Origin of the sequence: Brevundimonas sanguinis (genome assembly GCF_029636725.1) — a bacterium.
GTDB lineage: Bacteria > Pseudomonadota > Alphaproteobacteria > Caulobacterales > Caulobacteraceae > Brevundimonas > Brevundimonas sanguinis.
Genome location: NZ_CP116770.1, coordinates 2,032,608 through 2,046,918, shown reverse-complemented (window position 1 = coordinate 2,046,918; position 14,311 = coordinate 2,032,608). Strand labels below are relative to the sequence as shown.

The window sequence follows — 14,311 nt, the reverse complement described above, 5'->3', positions numbered from 1 at the left end:
GGGCCCACGCGGGTTCCATTCCCCGACGTGCTCGATCCGCTCACGGGCGTGAGGTTCTTTCTCGCCCTCGGCGTCGTGCTGTTCCACTTCCAGCTCTACTGGACGCTCCCGGCGGAGAGCGCGGGCTTGTTGAACCGCGCGCGCCTGGGCGTGGATGTCTTCTTCATCCTGTCGGGCTTCATCCTGACCCACGTCTACCTGCAGGGAGACCGGGCCCCGAACTACGGTCGATTCCTGGCGGCGCGCCTGGCCCGGATCTATCCGGCTCACCTGTTCATCCTCCTGGCCATGCTTGGGCTGGTGCTGATCGCGCCGGTGTTCGGCGTCGGGCTGGAGCCTGGCCGGTTTAATCCCGTCGACTTCGCGGGCACCCTTCTGCTCGTACAGGCGTGGTTCCCGCGCGAGAGCATGGCGCTCTGGAACGGACCGGCCTGGTCGCTGTCGGCGGAGTGGTTCGCCTATCTGGCCTTCCCCGCCTATGCCGCCCTCGCGCTCCGGCTGCGGGCCAGGCCGTGGGTCCTGATTGCACTCGCCATGCTGTTTTTCGTCGCTTTGGACGCCTTCTACCGCGCCTGGTTCGGCCGGATGCTGCCTCGCGCCGAGGACAGCCTCGGGATCCTGCGCATCATTCCCGAATTCCTCTACGGCATTGGCCTCTACTATCTCGGTCAGCGCTGGACGCCTTCGCCGCGAATGTCCCTCATGGGCGCCCTGGTCGCCACGACCCTGCTGCTGACGCTCATGCAGATCGGCGCCGACGACCGGGTCATCGTGGCGGCGGCCGGTTCCTTCATCCTGTCGCTCGCCCTGTTGGCCAAGGCTCCGGTCCGGACCTTCCTGTCTCACCCCGTCCTTCTGTTCGCCGGCGAAGCGTCGTTCGCCCTCTATCTCGTCCACATCCCCATCCTGATGGTGTGGCGCAATGCGGCGCAGGCGTTCTCCGGCTGGGGCGCCGACTATCGAATGGGCCTGGTCGAACTGGCCGCCATGCTTGTGTTGACGCTCGCCGCCGCGGCCGCCATCCATGTCTTCGTCGAGCAGCCTGGCCGACGGTGGTTGCGGGCGCGGCTGGCGCCGCAGCGCGCCGACCCTGTCGAGGCGCAGCGATCCGTCCACAGCGATCAGGGAGAACCCTTTTGAAACCCGCCAATCTGAACCGTCGTCTACTCATGGGCGCGGCCGTCTTCATCGGCATGGGCGGGTCCGCCTGCGCCCAGACCCGTCCGTCCAGAAACCTCACGGTCTTCAAGACGCCCACCTGCGCCTGCTGCGACGCCTGGATCGCGCACATGCGCCAGGCGGGCTTCACCACCACCATCACCGTCCTTCCCAGCCTTCAATCGGTCCGGAGCAGCCGCGGCATGCCGGACGCGCTCGCCTCCTGTCATACCGGTCTGATCGAGGGTTATCTGGTCGAGGGTCATGTGCCGGCCCCGGACGTCATTCGACTGCTGACCGAGAGACCGGCAGCGGTGGGCGTCGCGGTCCCGGGCATGCCGCTCGGTTCGCCCGGCATGGAGACGCCGCAGGGGCACAAGGAGCCCTACGACACCCTGCTGGTGCTTCGCTCGGGCGCGACCCGCGTGTTCGCCCGCCACAACCCGCCGGCCTGACGCAGATCGCGCTCAGCCCGTTCAGATCACCCACAGTCCGGAGTTCGCCATGTCCCGCACCTCTCTCGCCCTCGTCCTGTCGCTCGCCGTGCTTTCGGCAACCCCCGTCTTCGCCCAGGACCACGCCCACGGGCATGCCCAGGCCGCCGGCTCGGTCGCCGCGGAAGCTGCGGACGCGGCGAAGGCCGTCGACGCCTTTCACGTCGCCCTGAAGGCCGGCGACACGGCCGGCGCCTTGGCCCTGATGGCGCCGGATGTGATGATCTTCGAGGAGGGTGGCGCGGAGCGATCACGCGACGAGTATGCGTCCCATCACCTGGGCTCGGACGCCGCCTTCGCCGCCGCCTCTGAAGCGACGGTGACGCGCAGATCGGGATGGGCCGACGGGGACATCGCCTGGATCGCCAGCGAAGGCCGCACCACGGGCCAATTCAACGGCCGCGCCGTAGACCGCCTGACGACGGAAACGATGGTGCTCAAACGCCATGCCGACGGCTGGCGCATCCACCACATTCACTGGTCGTCGCGCGCGCCCGGCTGACGCTCAGGCCCGCGGCAGCGGGTCGCCTGCCCTGCGACGTCGGTGAGGAACATCGAGAAGACGCCCGCCGTCGCGGGCGGGCGTCCCCGATCATAAGATCAGCAGCAGGCGCAGGCTTCCGCGCAGGCTGCGATAGCGTCGCAGCAAGCGCATACGGCCTGCGCCACGGCGTCCGGCGCGGCCGCGAAGGCGGCTGAACCGGAAGCCAGCAGCACCAGGGCTGCGATGGTGAGCGTGCGTTTCATGGTTTTGATCTCTGTTTGATTGAATGAGTTCGGTCTTCTTCAACAGGATCAGCGTCGCGGGGGCGGGTCGTCCGCCTCCGCGGTGAAATCGGCATGCCGCGTATCAAGGGATGGATAGCGGACGGATGCATAGACCCGTGCAGGGGTGGGTTCGCCGCTCTGGGGGACGAGGCCCTGGCAGATGGCCAGGCACGCCTTATGGCACGAGATCCTGACGGTCTTCGGCTCGCACGGGGCGCCGTCGCCGCTCATCGACATGGACGCCATATCCTGATCGACCGGAGCTTCGCAGGCGATCGAAGCGGTGGACACGAACAGCACGGCAAATGCCGCGAGCAGCGCGGTCGTCAGTCGGACGAGGTCATGACGCAGGAACGGCATTGTCTGATCATACTTCAACGGTCGGCGGAACGACGAGCTCATTTTGATCATCGCAATCGAGCCTACAGAGACGCCGCGGGCGGCAGGGTTCCCATGACCGCCACGACGCCGATCAGGGCGAGTCCCAGACCCGTTTCGACCAACAGGCTGCGCCGGAGCGCGCTTATGGCGGCGACGGAGAGTTGGCCCGTCTCCAGCGCAGAGCCCAGTGTCGGCGTCAGCCGGAACCGGTTGCTCGCCGCCAGCGCAAGCATCAAGCTGAAGAGGACGAGCTTGGCGACCAGCAGCTGGCCGTAGAGGTTGCCCGCGATCGACGCCACGCGCTCGGGACCGATCAGGAACCAGCTGTTCACGAGACCGGTCAGCACCAGCACCAGGACCGCGAGCGTTCCAAGGCCGGCGAAGCCATGCAGGGCGCGATGGATTGCAAGGTCGTCCGGACCGGCTCGGCGCAGAAGCAGGGCCGTCAACGCCGCCAGGGCGCCCAGCCACAAGGCCGCTGCCACCGCGTGAATGATGTTGGCGACAAGATGGATGGGCCCGCCAGGGCCCTCGGTGGCCGCGCCGTGACCCGTCCACGCGAAGCTGGCGGCCACGATCAGACCCAAGGCGGTCGTCACGCTCCAGAGCGCGCGACCGGGTTTCAGGGCCACCAAGGCGACAAGCCCAAGCAAGGCGGCGGCGGCCCGCACGACCATCGCCATGCCCAGGGCCGTGCCGGTGACCATGAAGGACAGGGACGCGGGTTTGACGGCTTCGCCCAGCGACCCCGCCATGACGGCCGTCTGGGCCACCAGGGCGGCGAGCGAGCCGAGCGCGACGATGATCGCGGCGAGGCGCAATGTCGGTCGCGACCATTCCAGGTTCGGCGCGTCGGCGTCTTTGAAGCTGTAGAGAAGGAACAGCGGCGCGCCGAGAAGGACGACGCCGCCGCCGTATTGAAGCCAGCGAAGCGCGATGACCGCGACTTCCAGCACGGCGTCAGCGCACCGTGAAGGTGTAGGATCCCGTCATGCGGTGGCCGTCGCTCGACGCGATACGCCAGTCGACACGGTAGGCGCCGGCGGCCAGCGGGCGAGCCAGCGCGCCCGTGAGGGTCCTGCCGTCCTCGGCGGCCGAGGTGCGGATCGCGATCTTCTCCCCCGCCGCATTGACGACGTCGAAGCCGGAAAAGGCGGGAACGCTGCGTTCGCTGAAGGTCAGGGTCAGCGTCCGGGTGGCGGCCACGGTGGAGTCGGGTGCCGGGGTGGCGCTGACCAGGCGAGCGTGGGCCGCCGCCGGTCCGGCGGCGAAGGCCACGACCGCCGCGACGGCGATGAAGGGCGCAGGGTTGAAGTAACGCATACTCAGTCTCCAGACGTTCGGCCGGTCCCGGCCTTCTGCTTCTCTACGCGCCACACGACCGCGTCCCTCATGAAGAGGAAGCGGGCGGCGGCTGAGTCCTACCCCCGCACGCCGGGGTCAGCGGCGACGCTTCTCGAGGAGCGCCTGCATCTGGGCGATCTCCTCCTGTTGACCACGCACGATGCCGTTGCACAGGGCGATGATCTCCGGATCGGTCAGGGAGGCTTGCTCGCACATCAACACGGCCCCGGAATGGTGCGGGATCATCGATCGAAGGAATTCGTCGTCGCCAACGAACGCCTGGGTGCGCATGCCGATGAAGCTGCCGAGGAAGATCACGGCCGCGACCGCGCCGATGGCCAGGTTCGTTTTGCGCGACGGGTACATGGACCGCATGAAGACGAGCATCAGTACCGCCATCGGCGCGACCATCATCAGGGTCATGTAGACGTTGTTCAGGTTGAGATAGAAGTGACCGAGCGTGGCGATCATCGTGTACATGACCAGGTACATGATGACGAAATCGAGCGCCAACTCGAGGTACAGGCTCCGATAAGGGCCGAGTCCACGAGCGTTGCCTTGCCCGCCGTGGTCCATCTGTTGATGAGACATCGTCCGTATCCTTTTCAGAAATTTCAGTTCGTCTTCGCCTGCCGCTGCGAAAGCCTGGAGACTGCGGTCAGCGTCTGAATCAATCCGGCCCGTCACAGCCGGTTCCTCCCTTGGGTGGGTGGGCGGACTGTTGATTGCCTATCCTGGCTAAAGCCTCACCGCGCGCAGTCTCAGCGCATTGCCGATGACGCTGACCGAGGAGAGCGCCATTGCGAGCGCCGCAAGGGCAGGCGAGAGAAGCCAGCCGAAGACGGGATAAAGCAGGCCAGCCGCCACGGGGATGCCAAGGGCGTTGTAGCCGAAGGCGAAAACGAGGTTTTGGCGGATGTTGCCCATCACCGCGCGGGACAGACGCCGTGCGCGCACGATGCCTTGCAGATCTCCGCCCAGCAGGGTGACGCCGGCGCTTTCGATGGCGACGTCCGAACCCGCCCCCATGGCGACGCCGACATCGGCTGCGGCGAGGGCAGGGGCATCGTTGACGCCATCCCCCGCCATGGCGACGATCCGACCCTGCGAACGAAGCTGTTGAACCACAGACGCCTTGTCCTGCGGCAAAACCTCCGCCTGGACTTCGTCGATGCCGAGGCGCCGCGCGACCGCTTCGGCCGTCGTCCGGTTGTCCCCGGTCATCATCACCAGCCGCAGACCGGCCGCTTTCAGCGCGAGGATCGCAGCCGGCGTGGTGGCCTTGATGGGATCGGCGATGCCGATGACCCCGGCCGCCTTTCCGTCGATCGCCACGAATATGGCGGTGGCGCCGTCGTGGCGAAGGGCCTCCGCCTTCGGCTCCAGCGCGGAGACGTCGATCGAAAGCTCGCCGAGAAAACGGGTGTTGCCCAGGGCGACCTGGCGGCCCTCAATCGTCCCGCGAACGCCGCGACCGACCGGGCTGTCGAAGTCCGCGGCCTCGGTAAGGGGGATGTCCCGGTCCTTGGCTGCCCGGACGATTGCGTCGGCCAACGGATGTTCGCTGCCCCGCTCGAGGCTGGCCGAAAGACGCAGGATGTCCGCTTCCACGAAGCCGAGGGCGGGCAGGATCGCCGTCACCGACGGACGGCCCTCCGTCAGGGTGCCGGTCTTGTCCAGAACGAGAGTGTCGACCTTCTCGAAGCGTTCGAGCGCCTCGGCGTTCTTGATCAGGACGCCGGCGTGGGCGCCACGTCCCACCCCGACCATGATCGAGATCGGCGTCGCCAGACCCAACGCACAGGGACAGGCGATGATGAGCACCGAAACGGCGGCGACCAGGGCGTAGGACAAACGGGGCTCGGGACCGACCAGGCCCCAGACGACGGCGGCGAGCAGGGCGATCGCGATCACGGTGGGAACGAACCATCCGGAGACCGTATCGGCCAGCCGCTGGATCGGGGCGCGACTGCGCTGGGCCTGGGCCACCATCTGGACGATCTGCGCCAGCAGGGTGTCGGCGCCCACCTTGTCGGCGCGCATGATGAAGGATCCGGTCTTGTTGAGCGCGCCGGCCACGACGCGGTCGCCGACATCCTTGGTCACCGGCATGGACTCGCCGGTCACCATGGATTCGTCGACAGCGACCCGACCCTCCAGGAGTTCGCCATCGACCGGGATCTTCTCTCCGGGCCTTACCCGCAGGCGGTCGCTGACGGCGATCTGGTCAAGCGAGACATCTTCATCGACGCCGTCCGCCCGGATTCGGCGCGCGGTCTTGGGCGTGAGGTCCAGCAGGGCGCGGATCGCGCCCGACGTCTGTTCGCGGGCGCGCAGTTCCAGAATCTGCCCGACGAGGACCAGCACGGTGATGACCGCCGCCGCCTCGAAATACACCGGCGCACTGCCGTCGGCCTTCAGGAAGGCGGGCGGGAACAGGGTTGGCGCGACGACGGCCACGACGCTGTAAAGCCATGCCACGCCGACCCCCATGGCGATCAGGGTGAACATATTCAGCCGCCGGGTGCGCAGCGATGTCCAGCCGCGCTCGAAGAAGGGCCAGCCGCACCAGAGAACCACGGGGGTCGCCAAAGCGAACTGGATCCAGTTCGACATCTGGCCCGGGATGAACATGTGGAGATTGGCCAGGTGTCCGCCCATTTCCAGGGCGAAGACCGGCAGGGTCAGGACCAGACCGACCCAGAAGCGTCTGGTGAAGTCGATCAGCTCGTGGTTGGGCGGGGCCTCCGCCGTGACCGTCTCCGGCTCAAGCGCCATGCCGCAGATCGGGCAGGAGCCTGGGCCTTCCTGCCGGATCTCGGGGTGCATCGGGCAGGTGTAGATGGCGCCGGGAACGGCCGGCTCGGCCTCCACGGGAGGGTTCAGGTAACGCATCGGATCGCCGATGAATTTGGTCCGGCACCCCGCCGAGCAGAAGAAATAGTCCTGACCGTCATGACTGGCTCGGTGAGCGGTGGCCGTCGGATCGACCGACATGCCGCAGACGGGATCCTTGACCGTTGCCGCGCCATCCGAGGCCTTCGCCCCGCAGCAGGCGTGACCCGAGGCGTGATTGTGAGGATGCGTGGACATGTCGCTCTCTCCGGCTGACCGAAGAGCTAACATATACCCATGGGGGGTATATCGCAAGATACCCGTCTGGGGTATATGGGGGTGCTCAGGAGGACAGGCCGCATGCAAACCGACACGAAACCCAAAGTCCTCAACAGGCTCAGCCGGATCGAAGGCCAGGTGCGGGGAATCTCCCGCATGGTTGAAGATGACCGGTATTGCGTCGACTTGCTGACCCAACTTCAGGCCGTTCGAGCCGCGCTCCATCGCGTGGAGACCGAAGTGCTACGGGATCACCTCGACCACTGCGTCATGGGCGCTATGACCGGCGACGATCCCGAGGATCGCAAGGCAAAGGCCGGCGAGCTGATCGAGCTCTTGGCGCGGGCCGGACGGTAGAGTTGGCGGAACGAATGGGCCCTCCTGGTCGCTAACGTCGGGATCCCAAGGAGCCGTCATGAAACGCATCAGCCTCGTCCTCGCCGCCTGCGCCTTGGCTACGGCCTGTTCCCCGCAAGCCGAAGAGCCCGCCGTAGCCGCGCCTGAGGCCCCCGCAGCGGCGGAGGGCGGCATGGCTGCGCCTGCGCCCGGCGACTCCGTCGCCACCCAAGGCTACAAGGCCTCGATGAACACGATGATGGAGGCGATGCCCGCCTTCACCGGGGACGCGGACATCGACTTCATGAAGCAGATGCGAGGTCACCACGTCGCCGCCGTCTCGATGGCCCGTGTGGAGCTCGCGCAAGGCAAGGACGCCCAAGCGCGGAACCTGGCCCAGGAGGTGATCACGGCGCAGGAGCGCGAAATCACCCTGATCGACGCCTGGCTCGCCCAGAAGGGAGCGTCGGCGGCTCCCGCCGCCTGATCGCGAGATCAGCGCACCGCGTCCGGACCGACAGACGTGCGAAATCGGCCAACTGTCGACCTCGTGGCCAAAGTCCATGGTCTCGACGGAGAGTATAGCCCAGCGACCCTTAAACTCGGCTGTCGCTACTCTGCGATCTTTTAGGCGGCAGTCGTCAAAGATCAGGTCGTCACCGATGCCTGAACTGCCGCACCCGCAGACGAGCGGGCTTGAACATTTCCATATTTCGACTAATTTGGAAATATGGAAACCGAAGTTTCGATTCTCGCTCTCGCCGCCTTGGCGCAATCGACGCGGCTGGAGGCGTTTCGCCTCCTCGTGCGTCACGAACCCGATGGTCTGCCGGCCGGTGACATCTCCAACCATCTGGTGATCCCGGCCAACACCCTGTCGTCCCATCTCGGCGTCCTGACGCGCGCGGGGTTGATCAGGTCGGAGCGGCGCAGCCGGTCGATCATCTACCGGGCCGACCTGGATCGGCTTCGCGACCTGGTCCTCTTCCTGCTCAAGGACTGCTGCGGGGGCAGGGCGGACCTGTGCGAACCCCTGCTGGCTGAACTCGCGCCCTGGTGCCCCTAAGGATCCCGTGGACATCGTCATCTATCACAACCCCGCCTGCGGGACGTCGCGCAACGCGCTCGAGCTGATCCGCCACGTCGGCATCGAGCCGCATGTCGTGCAGTATCTGAAGACCCCGCCGTCGCGGACCATGGTCGCTTGGCTGGCCGAACGGGCCGGCAAGCCGCTGCGCAATCTGTTGCGCGAGAAGGGCACGCCCTTCGCCGAACTGGGCCTAGGGGACCCGGGCCTGACGGACGATCAGTTGCTCGATGCGATCGAGGCCCATCCGATCCTGCTCAATCGCCCGATCGTCGTCAGTCCGCTCGGCGTCGGCCTGTGCCGACCGTCCGAGGCCGTTCTGGACCTCCTGCCCGCCGATGATCTCAAGCCCTTCACCAAGGAGGACGGCGAGGTCGTCATCGACGCCGCCGGCCAGCGGGTGAAGCGATGATCGACACCCGCGTGGAGGACGCTGCGCCGCGTCGCCTGTCCTTCCTCGACCGCTGGCTGACGCTGTGGATCTTCGTGGCCATGGGCCTGGGCGTGGCTATGGGGACGCTGGCGCCGGGCCTGCCGACCTGGGTCGACAGCCTCTCAATCGGCACGACCAATATCCCGATCGCCATCGGTCTGATCCTGATGATGTACCCGCCGCTGGCCAAGGTCCGGTACGAGGAACTGCCGCGCGTCTTCGCCGACAAGCGGGTCCTGGCCCTGTCCTTGTTCCAGAACTGGGTGCTGGGCCCGGTGCTGATGTTCGCCCTGGCGGTGATCTTCCTGCGTGATCAGCCGGAATACATGACCGGCGTCATCCTGATCGGGCTGGCGCGCTGTATCGCCATGGTCCTGGTCTGGAACCAGCTGGCGCGGGGCGACAACCAGTATGTCGCCGGCCTCGTAGCCTTCAACTCGATCTTTCAGATCCTGTTCTTCAGCCTTTATGCCTGGATCTTCCTCACCGTCCTGCCGCCACTGTTCGGCCTGCAGGGCAGCGTGGTGGACGTCAGCGTCTGGACCATCGCCGGCGCGGTGCTCGTCTACCTTGGCCTACCGTTCCTAGCCGGCTTCCTGACCCGACGCAGCCTGATCGCTCGCCGCGGCGCCGACTGGTACGAGCGGCGCTTCCTGCCGCGCATCGGGCCGATCACCCTGATCGCTCTGCTGTTCACCATCGTGGTCATGTTCAGCCTCAAGGGCGGGGAGGTGGTGGCTTTGCCGCTGGACGCCCTGCGCATCGCCATTCCCCTGACGATCTACTTCCTCGTCATGTTCGTGGTGAGCTTCCTCATGGGCAAGCTGATCGAAGCCGACTATCCGCGCACCACCGCCCTGGCCTTCACCGCGGCCTCGAACAATTTCGAACTGGCCATAGCGGTGGCCATCGCGGCCTTCGGTCTGACCTCGCCGGTCGCCTTCGCGGCCGTCATCGGCCCCCTTGTCGAGGTGCCGGTGTTGATCCTGCTCGTGTCGGTCGCGCTCTGGATGGGCCGACGCTGGTTCCCGGACACGGCCCCGCCGAAGGACGCCGGCTGATGGTCAGTCTGCATTTGGTCGACTCGACCGATGTCGATCTGATCGCGGCCCTGCGTGGCGAGAACCTGCCTGAGCCGGGCGCCGGGCGATACTTCAGCGCCGACCACTACGGCGCGGTCATCGGCTACGTCGGGGTGGAAGGGGAGCGGCGCGACCTGCTGCTGCGCTCCCTGGTCGTACTTGCCGACCAGAAGGCCCGCGGCCTGGGAAGTCGGGTGCTGGCCGCCGCCGAGACCACCGCCGGCGACCTGGGCGCTGCACGTCTGCACCTGCTCACCACGACGGCCGAGCGCTTCTTCACCGGGCGCGGCTTTGTAGCCGCCGATCGTGAGTCCGCGCCGCCCGCGATCCGGCAAACTCGCGAGTTCGCGGACCTCTGCCCGGCGTCTGCCGTCTATTTGACCAAGGACCTTTGAATGACGTTCACCCGTCTGCGTTCGCTGCCGGATCCGGATAACCTGCCGGCCCTGGACGCGGCCTATCTGTCCGCCGAGCCCGCCCGGGGATTGGGCTCGACCGACCCGGCGCCGCGGATCCTTCTCTTGTACGGATCGCTGCGCGAGCGGTCGTATTCGCGGCTCTGCGTCGAGGAAGCGGCCCGCCTACTGCAGCGCATGGGATGCGAGACCCGCATCTTCGACCCCTCCGACCTCCCCCTGCCGGGCGCGCCCGGCGACGACGACCACCCGGCGGTGCGCGAGTTGCGCGAACACGCCTTCTGGTCGGAGGGCATGGTCTGGTGCAGTCCGGAACGGCACGGCCAGGTCTCCGGGCTGATGAAGCTGCAGATCGATCACCTGCCATTGAGCCAGGGCGGCATGCGCCCGACGCAGGGCCGGACCCTCGCCGTCATGCAGGTGTCGGGCGGGTCGCAGAGCTTCAACGCCGTCAACACCCTGCGCCTTCTGGGCCGCTGGATGCGGATGATCACCATCCCCAACCAGTCGAGCGTGGCCAAGGCCTTCCAGGAGTTCGACGGGGCCGGCCGGATGAAGCCCTCGGCCTACTATGAGCGGATCGTCGACGTGATGGAGGAACTGGTGCGCTTCACCATTCTGGTCCGGCCCCACGCCGTCCAGCTCGTCGATCGGTATTCCGAACGAAAGGCGGAGGGCGTTCCGGTCGACGCCGCGTCCGATTTGTCATCCATCGCCATCGCGGCACAATGAGGTGCCGGGATCGGCGCAGTTAAGCTCGGTCATCGAACCCAAGCTCATGTCTGGTTCTCGGAACTTCGCCAATGACCGCTGTTGGCGCTTCGCCGACATGATTGGTCGATTAGGAGCCGCGAGGGCGACATGGATTCTTTCGAGCTGCTACGAATAGATGAGATGGACTCTGCAGCTCAGATTCGATTTAAATTACGCGTCGACTTGGCTGCCATGCCTCGAATGATCTCGAAAGATAGCGTCATCACTAAAATTTTATGACGCAATATTTCTTAGTGTTTTCAATAGCGTTATTGGGCGACGGTAGCCTAGTCGGCATGGGGTCGTCGTGCCAATAAAAAGAGCTTTGTAAACAACACTGTTGTTGTCATTAAGTAATCGAGTGGGAATGAGAAAGAGGGGGGTAGCGGTCGCGTTCGGCGAGTGCGGTCCCTCGGGTCTGCGGTAGTAGATCTACGGAGGCGGAAGGGGCGCAGAGGGCTTGATGCGGCTCATTAGGTCAGCTTCCGACTGATTTGAAAAAGGCGGCTGCTGAGATCGCCGCTTGAAGCGGACGCTGCGGTTGGCTCCCGCCTCACGCGGTCGTCGGCGTCGGTCTCGGCGATGCCGCGGGCGGAGTCCTGGGCGCCTAGCGCTGGGTGTCCCGAGGCGGGGCCTGGGTCCGGGGCGTCGAGAAGCCACGCCGACCGTGAACCCGCCAGGCCAGCATCTCGGCCGAGCCATAGGCCATGTCCGCCCCCCAGCCGGGCGGGCCACAGATCATGATGCTCGCGCGCACGCTCGATCATGGTGCGGGCCGCCGTCGCTTCGGCCTCGTCCAGCACGGCCAGAGTACTCGTCGATAGCGCAGCTGGCGGCCTCGGGCGGCAGGCCTTGGTGGCCCGGGCACGCCGCGTTGGCGGTTGGCGTCGGCCTTGATCAGGCTGGATGCATCGCCGCAGCACCGTCTCAAGCAAAGCGCGCCCTTATGCAGGCGTTATGCTCGGCCGCGCTTTCCACATGGCCCGCTTAGGTCCTCAGGGCGTCTCTTCCGGCTCTCAGTCGAGCTGGAGGTGTCGGCATGGCCGATGTGATTTTTCTGGCGATCGGCGGCGGGGCTTTTCTGGCCTTCGCCGCCCTCGCTGTTGCGTTGAAGAGGTTGTGACGATGCTGCTGAACGTCCTGTGGGGCGCCGGCGCCCTCGTCATTGCTGGCTACATGGTCGCGGCCCTGCTGCGCCCCGAGCGGTTCTGAACGGAGCCGCCTTCTCATGAATATTCAAGGTTGGGCGGAAATCGCCCTGACCCTCGGCCTCGCCGTCATGCTCGGCTGGCCGATCGGGATCTATATGTCGCGCGTCTGGAACGGCGAACGCACCTGGCTGGACCCGGTGCTTAGGCCGGTCGAGGGCCTGTTTTATCGCGCCGCCGGGGTGGACCCGACGCGCAGCCAGGGCTGGCTGGGTTATGCCGGCGCCCTGCTGGCCTTCAACCTGGCGGGGTTTGTCCTGCTGTACGCCATTCTGCGTCTGCAAGGCGTCCTGCCGATGAACCCGCAGGGGTTTGACGGCGTTAGCCCGCATCTGGCCTTCAACACGGCCGTCAGCTTCGTCACCAACACCAACTGGCAGAGCTATGGCGGCGAAACGACGCTGTCGACCTTCACCCAGATGGTCGGCCTGACGGTGCAGAACTTCGTGTCGGCGGCCACCGGCGCGACCATCGCGGCGGCTCTCGCCCGCGCCTTCATCGCCAATCGCGGCGAGGGCGTCGGCAACTTCTGGGCCGACCTGACGCGCACCAGCCTCTATGTCCTGCTGCCCATCGCCTTCATCGTGGCCGTGGTTCTGGCCGGGCTGGGCGTGGTGCAGTCGCTGGCGGCCGCGGCCCAGGCGACGACGCTGGAAGGCGGATCGCAGACGATCAGCCTGTTCCCGACCGCCAGCCAGCTGGCCATCAAGCAGCTGGGCATCAACGGCGGCGGCGTGTTCAACGTCAACTCGGCCCACCCGCTGGAAAACCCCACGCCGCTGACGACGCTGATCACGGCGATCAGCATCAACGTCCTGGGCTGGGCGGCCTTCTTCGCCTTTGGCCGCAGCGTCCTGGCCAAGAAGGACGTGCGCGCCCTGGTGATCGCGGCGATCCTGCTGCTGGGCGCCGCCGGCTCGGCGCTCTACGTCATCGAGAGCCAGCCGGCGCCGGCTCTGGTCGCCGCCGGGGTCGAGACCTCGGTCGGCAATATGGAGGGCAAGGAGGTCCGCTTCGGCGTCCCGGCCTCCGTGGCCTGGGCGGCGCAGACGACCGGCGCCTCGAACGGCTCGGTCAACTCCATGCACGCCAGCTACATGCCGCTGGGCGGGGCGGTGACCATGTTCCTGATGCAGCTGGGCGAGATCCTGCCCGGCGGGATCGGCTCGGGCATCGCCGTCATGGTGCTGATGGCCATGCTGGCGGTCTTCGTGGCGGGCCTGATGGTCGGTCGCACGCCTGAATACCTGGGCAAGAAGATCGAGGCGCGCGAGATTCAGTTCGCCATGCTGTCGGTTCTGGTCGTGCCGCTGTCGGTGCTGGGCTTCTCGGCCGTGGCTGCGGTCCTGCCCGAAGCCCTGGCCGGTCTGCTGAACAAGGGGCCGCACGGCCTGTCCGAGGTCCTCTATGCTTACACTTCGGCGACCGGCAACAACGGTTCGGCCTTTGCGGGTCTGACCGCCAACGCCCCCTGGTGGAACACCACCCTGGGTCTGGCCATGCTGCTGGGCCGGTTCGTGCCCGCTGTCGCGGTGCTTGCCGTCGCCGGCGCCCTGGTCGCCAAGCCCAAGCTGGCCCCCTCGACCGGGACCCTGCCGACCCATGGCCCGCTGTTCATCGGCCTGTTGATCGGGGTGATCCTGATCCTCGGCGGCCTGCAGTTCTTCCCCGCCCTCTCGCTGGGTCCGATCGGGGAGCATTTCGACATGCTCCAGGTCGTGGCCCGGTTCTGATCGG

19 protein-coding genes are annotated in these 14,311 nt (G+C 66.6%); 12 read left to right on the top strand and 7 right to left on the bottom strand.

Going from position 1 to position 14,311, the window contains the following annotated elements; genetic code table 11:
• Window positions 1-48 precede the first annotated feature (48 nt).
• Genes PIB44_RS10185 through PIB44_RS10175 form a run of 3 tightly spaced genes read left to right on the top strand, consistent with a single transcriptional unit; the run spans window position 49 to window position 2,154 of the window.
• Window positions 49-1,140 carry an acyltransferase family protein gene (locus PIB44_RS10185; RefSeq protein ID WP_228184641.1) on the top strand — a complete coding sequence of 364 codons (1,092 nt, stop codon included), beginning with the start codon at window positions 49-51 and terminating at the stop codon, window positions 1,138-1,140.
• On the top strand, window positions 1,137-1,613 hold the full coding sequence (locus PIB44_RS10180; RefSeq protein ID WP_228184642.1) for a DUF411 domain-containing protein: 477 nt from the start codon (window positions 1,137-1,139) through the stop codon (window positions 1,611-1,613). The genes PIB44_RS10185 and PIB44_RS10180 overlap by 4 nt, the downstream gene beginning before the upstream one ends.
• A gap of 49 nt (window positions 1,614-1,662) precedes the next feature.
• Window positions 1,663-2,154 carry a YybH family protein gene (locus tag PIB44_RS10175; RefSeq protein ID WP_278069299.1) on the top strand — a complete coding sequence of 164 codons (492 nt, stop codon included), beginning with the start codon at window positions 1,663-1,665 and terminating at the stop codon, window positions 2,152-2,154.
• Between the two features lie 98 nt (window positions 2,155-2,252).
• Here PIB44_RS10175 and PIB44_RS10170 read toward each other — a convergent pair whose 3' ends face one another.
• The 6 genes from PIB44_RS10170 to PIB44_RS10145 form a co-directional block, all read right to left on the bottom strand.
• The gene (locus PIB44_RS10170) at window positions 2,253-2,399 is read right to left on the bottom strand and encodes a hypothetical protein (RefSeq protein ID WP_228184644.1); all 147 of its coding nucleotides are present in this window, start codon (window positions 2,397-2,399) and stop codon (window positions 2,253-2,255) included.
• Window positions 2,400-2,447: 48 nt separating this feature from the next.
• Window positions 2,448-2,780 carry a hypothetical protein gene (locus PIB44_RS10165; RefSeq protein WP_269220985.1) on the bottom strand — a complete coding sequence of 111 codons (333 nt, stop codon included), beginning with the start codon at window positions 2,778-2,780 and terminating at the stop codon, window positions 2,448-2,450.
• Between the two features lie 62 nt (window positions 2,781-2,842).
• Window positions 2,843-3,757 carry a copper homeostasis membrane protein CopD gene (gene copD, locus PIB44_RS10160; protein WP_228184646.1) on the bottom strand — a complete coding sequence of 305 codons (915 nt, stop codon included), beginning with the start codon at window positions 3,755-3,757 and terminating at the stop codon, window positions 2,843-2,845.
• 4 nt (window positions 3,758-3,761) lie between these two features.
• Window positions 3,762-4,124 (bottom strand): copper homeostasis periplasmic binding protein CopC, encoded by a 363-nt coding sequence (gene copC, locus PIB44_RS10155; RefSeq protein ID WP_228184647.1) that lies wholly within the window; start codon window positions 4,122-4,124, stop codon window positions 3,762-3,764.
• Between the two features lie 117 nt (window positions 4,125-4,241).
• Window positions 4,242-4,736 carry a DUF305 domain-containing protein gene (locus PIB44_RS10150; protein WP_278069298.1) on the bottom strand — a complete coding sequence of 165 codons (495 nt, stop codon included), beginning with the start codon at window positions 4,734-4,736 and terminating at the stop codon, window positions 4,242-4,244.
• A gap of 147 nt (window positions 4,737-4,883) precedes the next feature.
• The gene (locus PIB44_RS10145) at window positions 4,884-7,238 is read right to left on the bottom strand and encodes a heavy metal translocating P-type ATPase (RefSeq protein WP_278069297.1); all 2,355 of its coding nucleotides are present in this window, start codon (window positions 7,236-7,238) and stop codon (window positions 4,884-4,886) included.
• Between the two features lie 39 nt (window positions 7,239-7,277).
• Between PIB44_RS10145 and PIB44_RS10140 the strand changes: the two genes are divergently transcribed.
• The 7 genes from PIB44_RS10140 (at window position 7,278) to arsH (ending at window position 11,345) form a co-directional block, all read left to right on the top strand.
• On the top strand, window positions 7,278-7,616 hold the full coding sequence (locus PIB44_RS10140; protein ID WP_318035466.1) for a metal-sensitive transcriptional regulator: 339 nt from the start codon (window positions 7,278-7,280) through the stop codon (window positions 7,614-7,616).
• Between the two features lie 58 nt (window positions 7,617-7,674).
• Window positions 7,675-8,082, top strand: a complete 408-nt coding sequence (locus tag PIB44_RS10135) for a DUF305 domain-containing protein (protein ID WP_278069296.1) — start codon at window positions 7,675-7,677, stop codon at window positions 8,080-8,082.
• Window positions 8,083-8,325: 243 nt separating this feature from the next.
• Complete coding sequence (locus PIB44_RS10130; protein WP_278069295.1) at window positions 8,326-8,661, top strand: ArsR/SmtB family transcription factor; 336 nt, start codon at window positions 8,326-8,328, stop codon at window positions 8,659-8,661.
• Between the two features lie 7 nt (window positions 8,662-8,668).
• The gene (arsC, locus tag PIB44_RS10125) at window positions 8,669-9,094 is read left to right on the top strand and encodes an arsenate reductase (glutaredoxin) (protein ID WP_135196040.1); all 426 of its coding nucleotides are present in this window, start codon (window positions 8,669-8,671) and stop codon (window positions 9,092-9,094) included.
• Window positions 9,091-10,176: an ACR3 family arsenite efflux transporter gene (gene arsB / locus PIB44_RS10120; RefSeq protein ID WP_166604665.1), complete on the top strand. Its 1,086-nt coding sequence runs from the start codon at window positions 9,091-9,093 to the stop codon at window positions 10,174-10,176. Before arsC ends, arsB begins: the two co-directional genes overlap by 4 nt.
• Window positions 10,176-10,592: a GNAT family N-acetyltransferase gene (locus PIB44_RS10115; RefSeq protein ID WP_278069294.1), complete on the top strand. Its 417-nt coding sequence runs from the start codon at window positions 10,176-10,178 to the stop codon at window positions 10,590-10,592. The genes arsB and PIB44_RS10115 overlap by 1 nt, the downstream gene beginning before the upstream one ends.
• On the top strand, window positions 10,593-11,345 hold the full coding sequence (gene arsH / locus PIB44_RS10110) for an arsenical resistance protein ArsH (RefSeq protein WP_278069293.1): 753 nt from the start codon (window positions 10,593-10,595) through the stop codon (window positions 11,343-11,345). It abuts the gene before it with no gap.
• A 628-nt stretch (window positions 11,346-11,973) separates the two neighbouring features.
• Here the strand turns inward: arsH and PIB44_RS10105 are convergent.
• Entirely contained in the window at window positions 11,974-12,123 is a 150-nt protein-coding gene (locus PIB44_RS10105) for a hypothetical protein (RefSeq protein ID WP_278069292.1), read from the bottom strand.
• A 368-nt stretch (window positions 12,124-12,491) separates the two neighbouring features.
• Here PIB44_RS10105 and PIB44_RS10100 point away from each other — a divergent pair, with 368 nt between their 5' ends.
• Both PIB44_RS10100 and kdpA read left to right on the top strand, forming a co-directional pair.
• A complete protein-coding gene (locus PIB44_RS10100) occupies window positions 12,492-12,578 on the top strand; it encodes a potassium-transporting ATPase subunit F (RefSeq protein ID WP_327020087.1) in 87 nt (28 codons plus the stop codon).
• Between the two features lie 16 nt (window positions 12,579-12,594).
• The gene (kdpA, locus tag PIB44_RS10095; protein ID WP_278069291.1) at window positions 12,595-14,307 is read left to right on the top strand and encodes a potassium-transporting ATPase subunit KdpA; all 1,713 of its coding nucleotides are present in this window, start codon (window positions 12,595-12,597) and stop codon (window positions 14,305-14,307) included.
• Window positions 14,308-14,311 lie beyond the last annotated feature (4 nt).

Bases quoted from the DNA above. Each gene is read 5' to 3' on its own strand.
- PIB44_RS10175 (WP_278069299.1), top strand. From the start codon at position 1,663: ATGTCCCGCACCTCTCTCGCCCTCGTCCTGTCGCTCGCCGTGCTTTCG.
- PIB44_RS10170 (WP_228184644.1), bottom strand. From the start codon at position 2,399: ATGAAACGCACGCTCACCATCGCAGCCCTGGTGCTGCTGGCTTCCGGT.
- PIB44_RS10165 (WP_269220985.1), bottom strand. From the start codon at position 2,780: ATGCCGTTCCTGCGTCATGACCTCGTCCGACTGACGACCGCGCTGCTC.
- copC (WP_228184647.1), bottom strand. From the start codon at position 4,124: ATGCGTTACTTCAACCCTGCGCCCTTCATCGCCGTCGCGGCGGTCGTG.
- PIB44_RS10150 (WP_278069298.1), bottom strand. From the start codon at position 4,736: ATGTCTCATCAACAGATGGACCACGGCGGGCAAGGCAACGCTCGTGGA.
- PIB44_RS10145 (WP_278069297.1), bottom strand. From the start codon at position 7,238: ATGTCCACGCATCCTCACAATCACGCCTCGGGTCACGCCTGCTGCGGG.
- PIB44_RS10140 (WP_318035466.1), top strand. From the start codon at position 7,278: ATGGGGGGTATATCGCAAGATACCCGTCTGGGGTATATGGGGGTGCTC.
- PIB44_RS10135 (WP_278069296.1), top strand. From the start codon at position 7,675: ATGAAACGCATCAGCCTCGTCCTCGCCGCCTGCGCCTTGGCTACGGCC.
- PIB44_RS10130 (WP_278069295.1), top strand. From the start codon at position 8,326: ATGGAAACCGAAGTTTCGATTCTCGCTCTCGCCGCCTTGGCGCAATCG.
- arsB (WP_166604665.1), top strand. From the start codon at position 9,091: ATGATCGACACCCGCGTGGAGGACGCTGCGCCGCGTCGCCTGTCCTTC.
- PIB44_RS10115 (WP_278069294.1), top strand. From the start codon at position 10,176: ATGGTCAGTCTGCATTTGGTCGACTCGACCGATGTCGATCTGATCGCG.
- arsH (WP_278069293.1), top strand. From the start codon at position 10,593: ATGACGTTCACCCGTCTGCGTTCGCTGCCGGATCCGGATAACCTGCCG.
- PIB44_RS10100 (WP_327020087.1), top strand. From the start codon at position 12,492: ATGCTGCTGAACGTCCTGTGGGGCGCCGGCGCCCTCGTCATTGCTGGC.
- kdpA (WP_278069291.1), top strand. From the start codon at position 12,595: ATGAATATTCAAGGTTGGGCGGAAATCGCCCTGACCCTCGGCCTCGCC.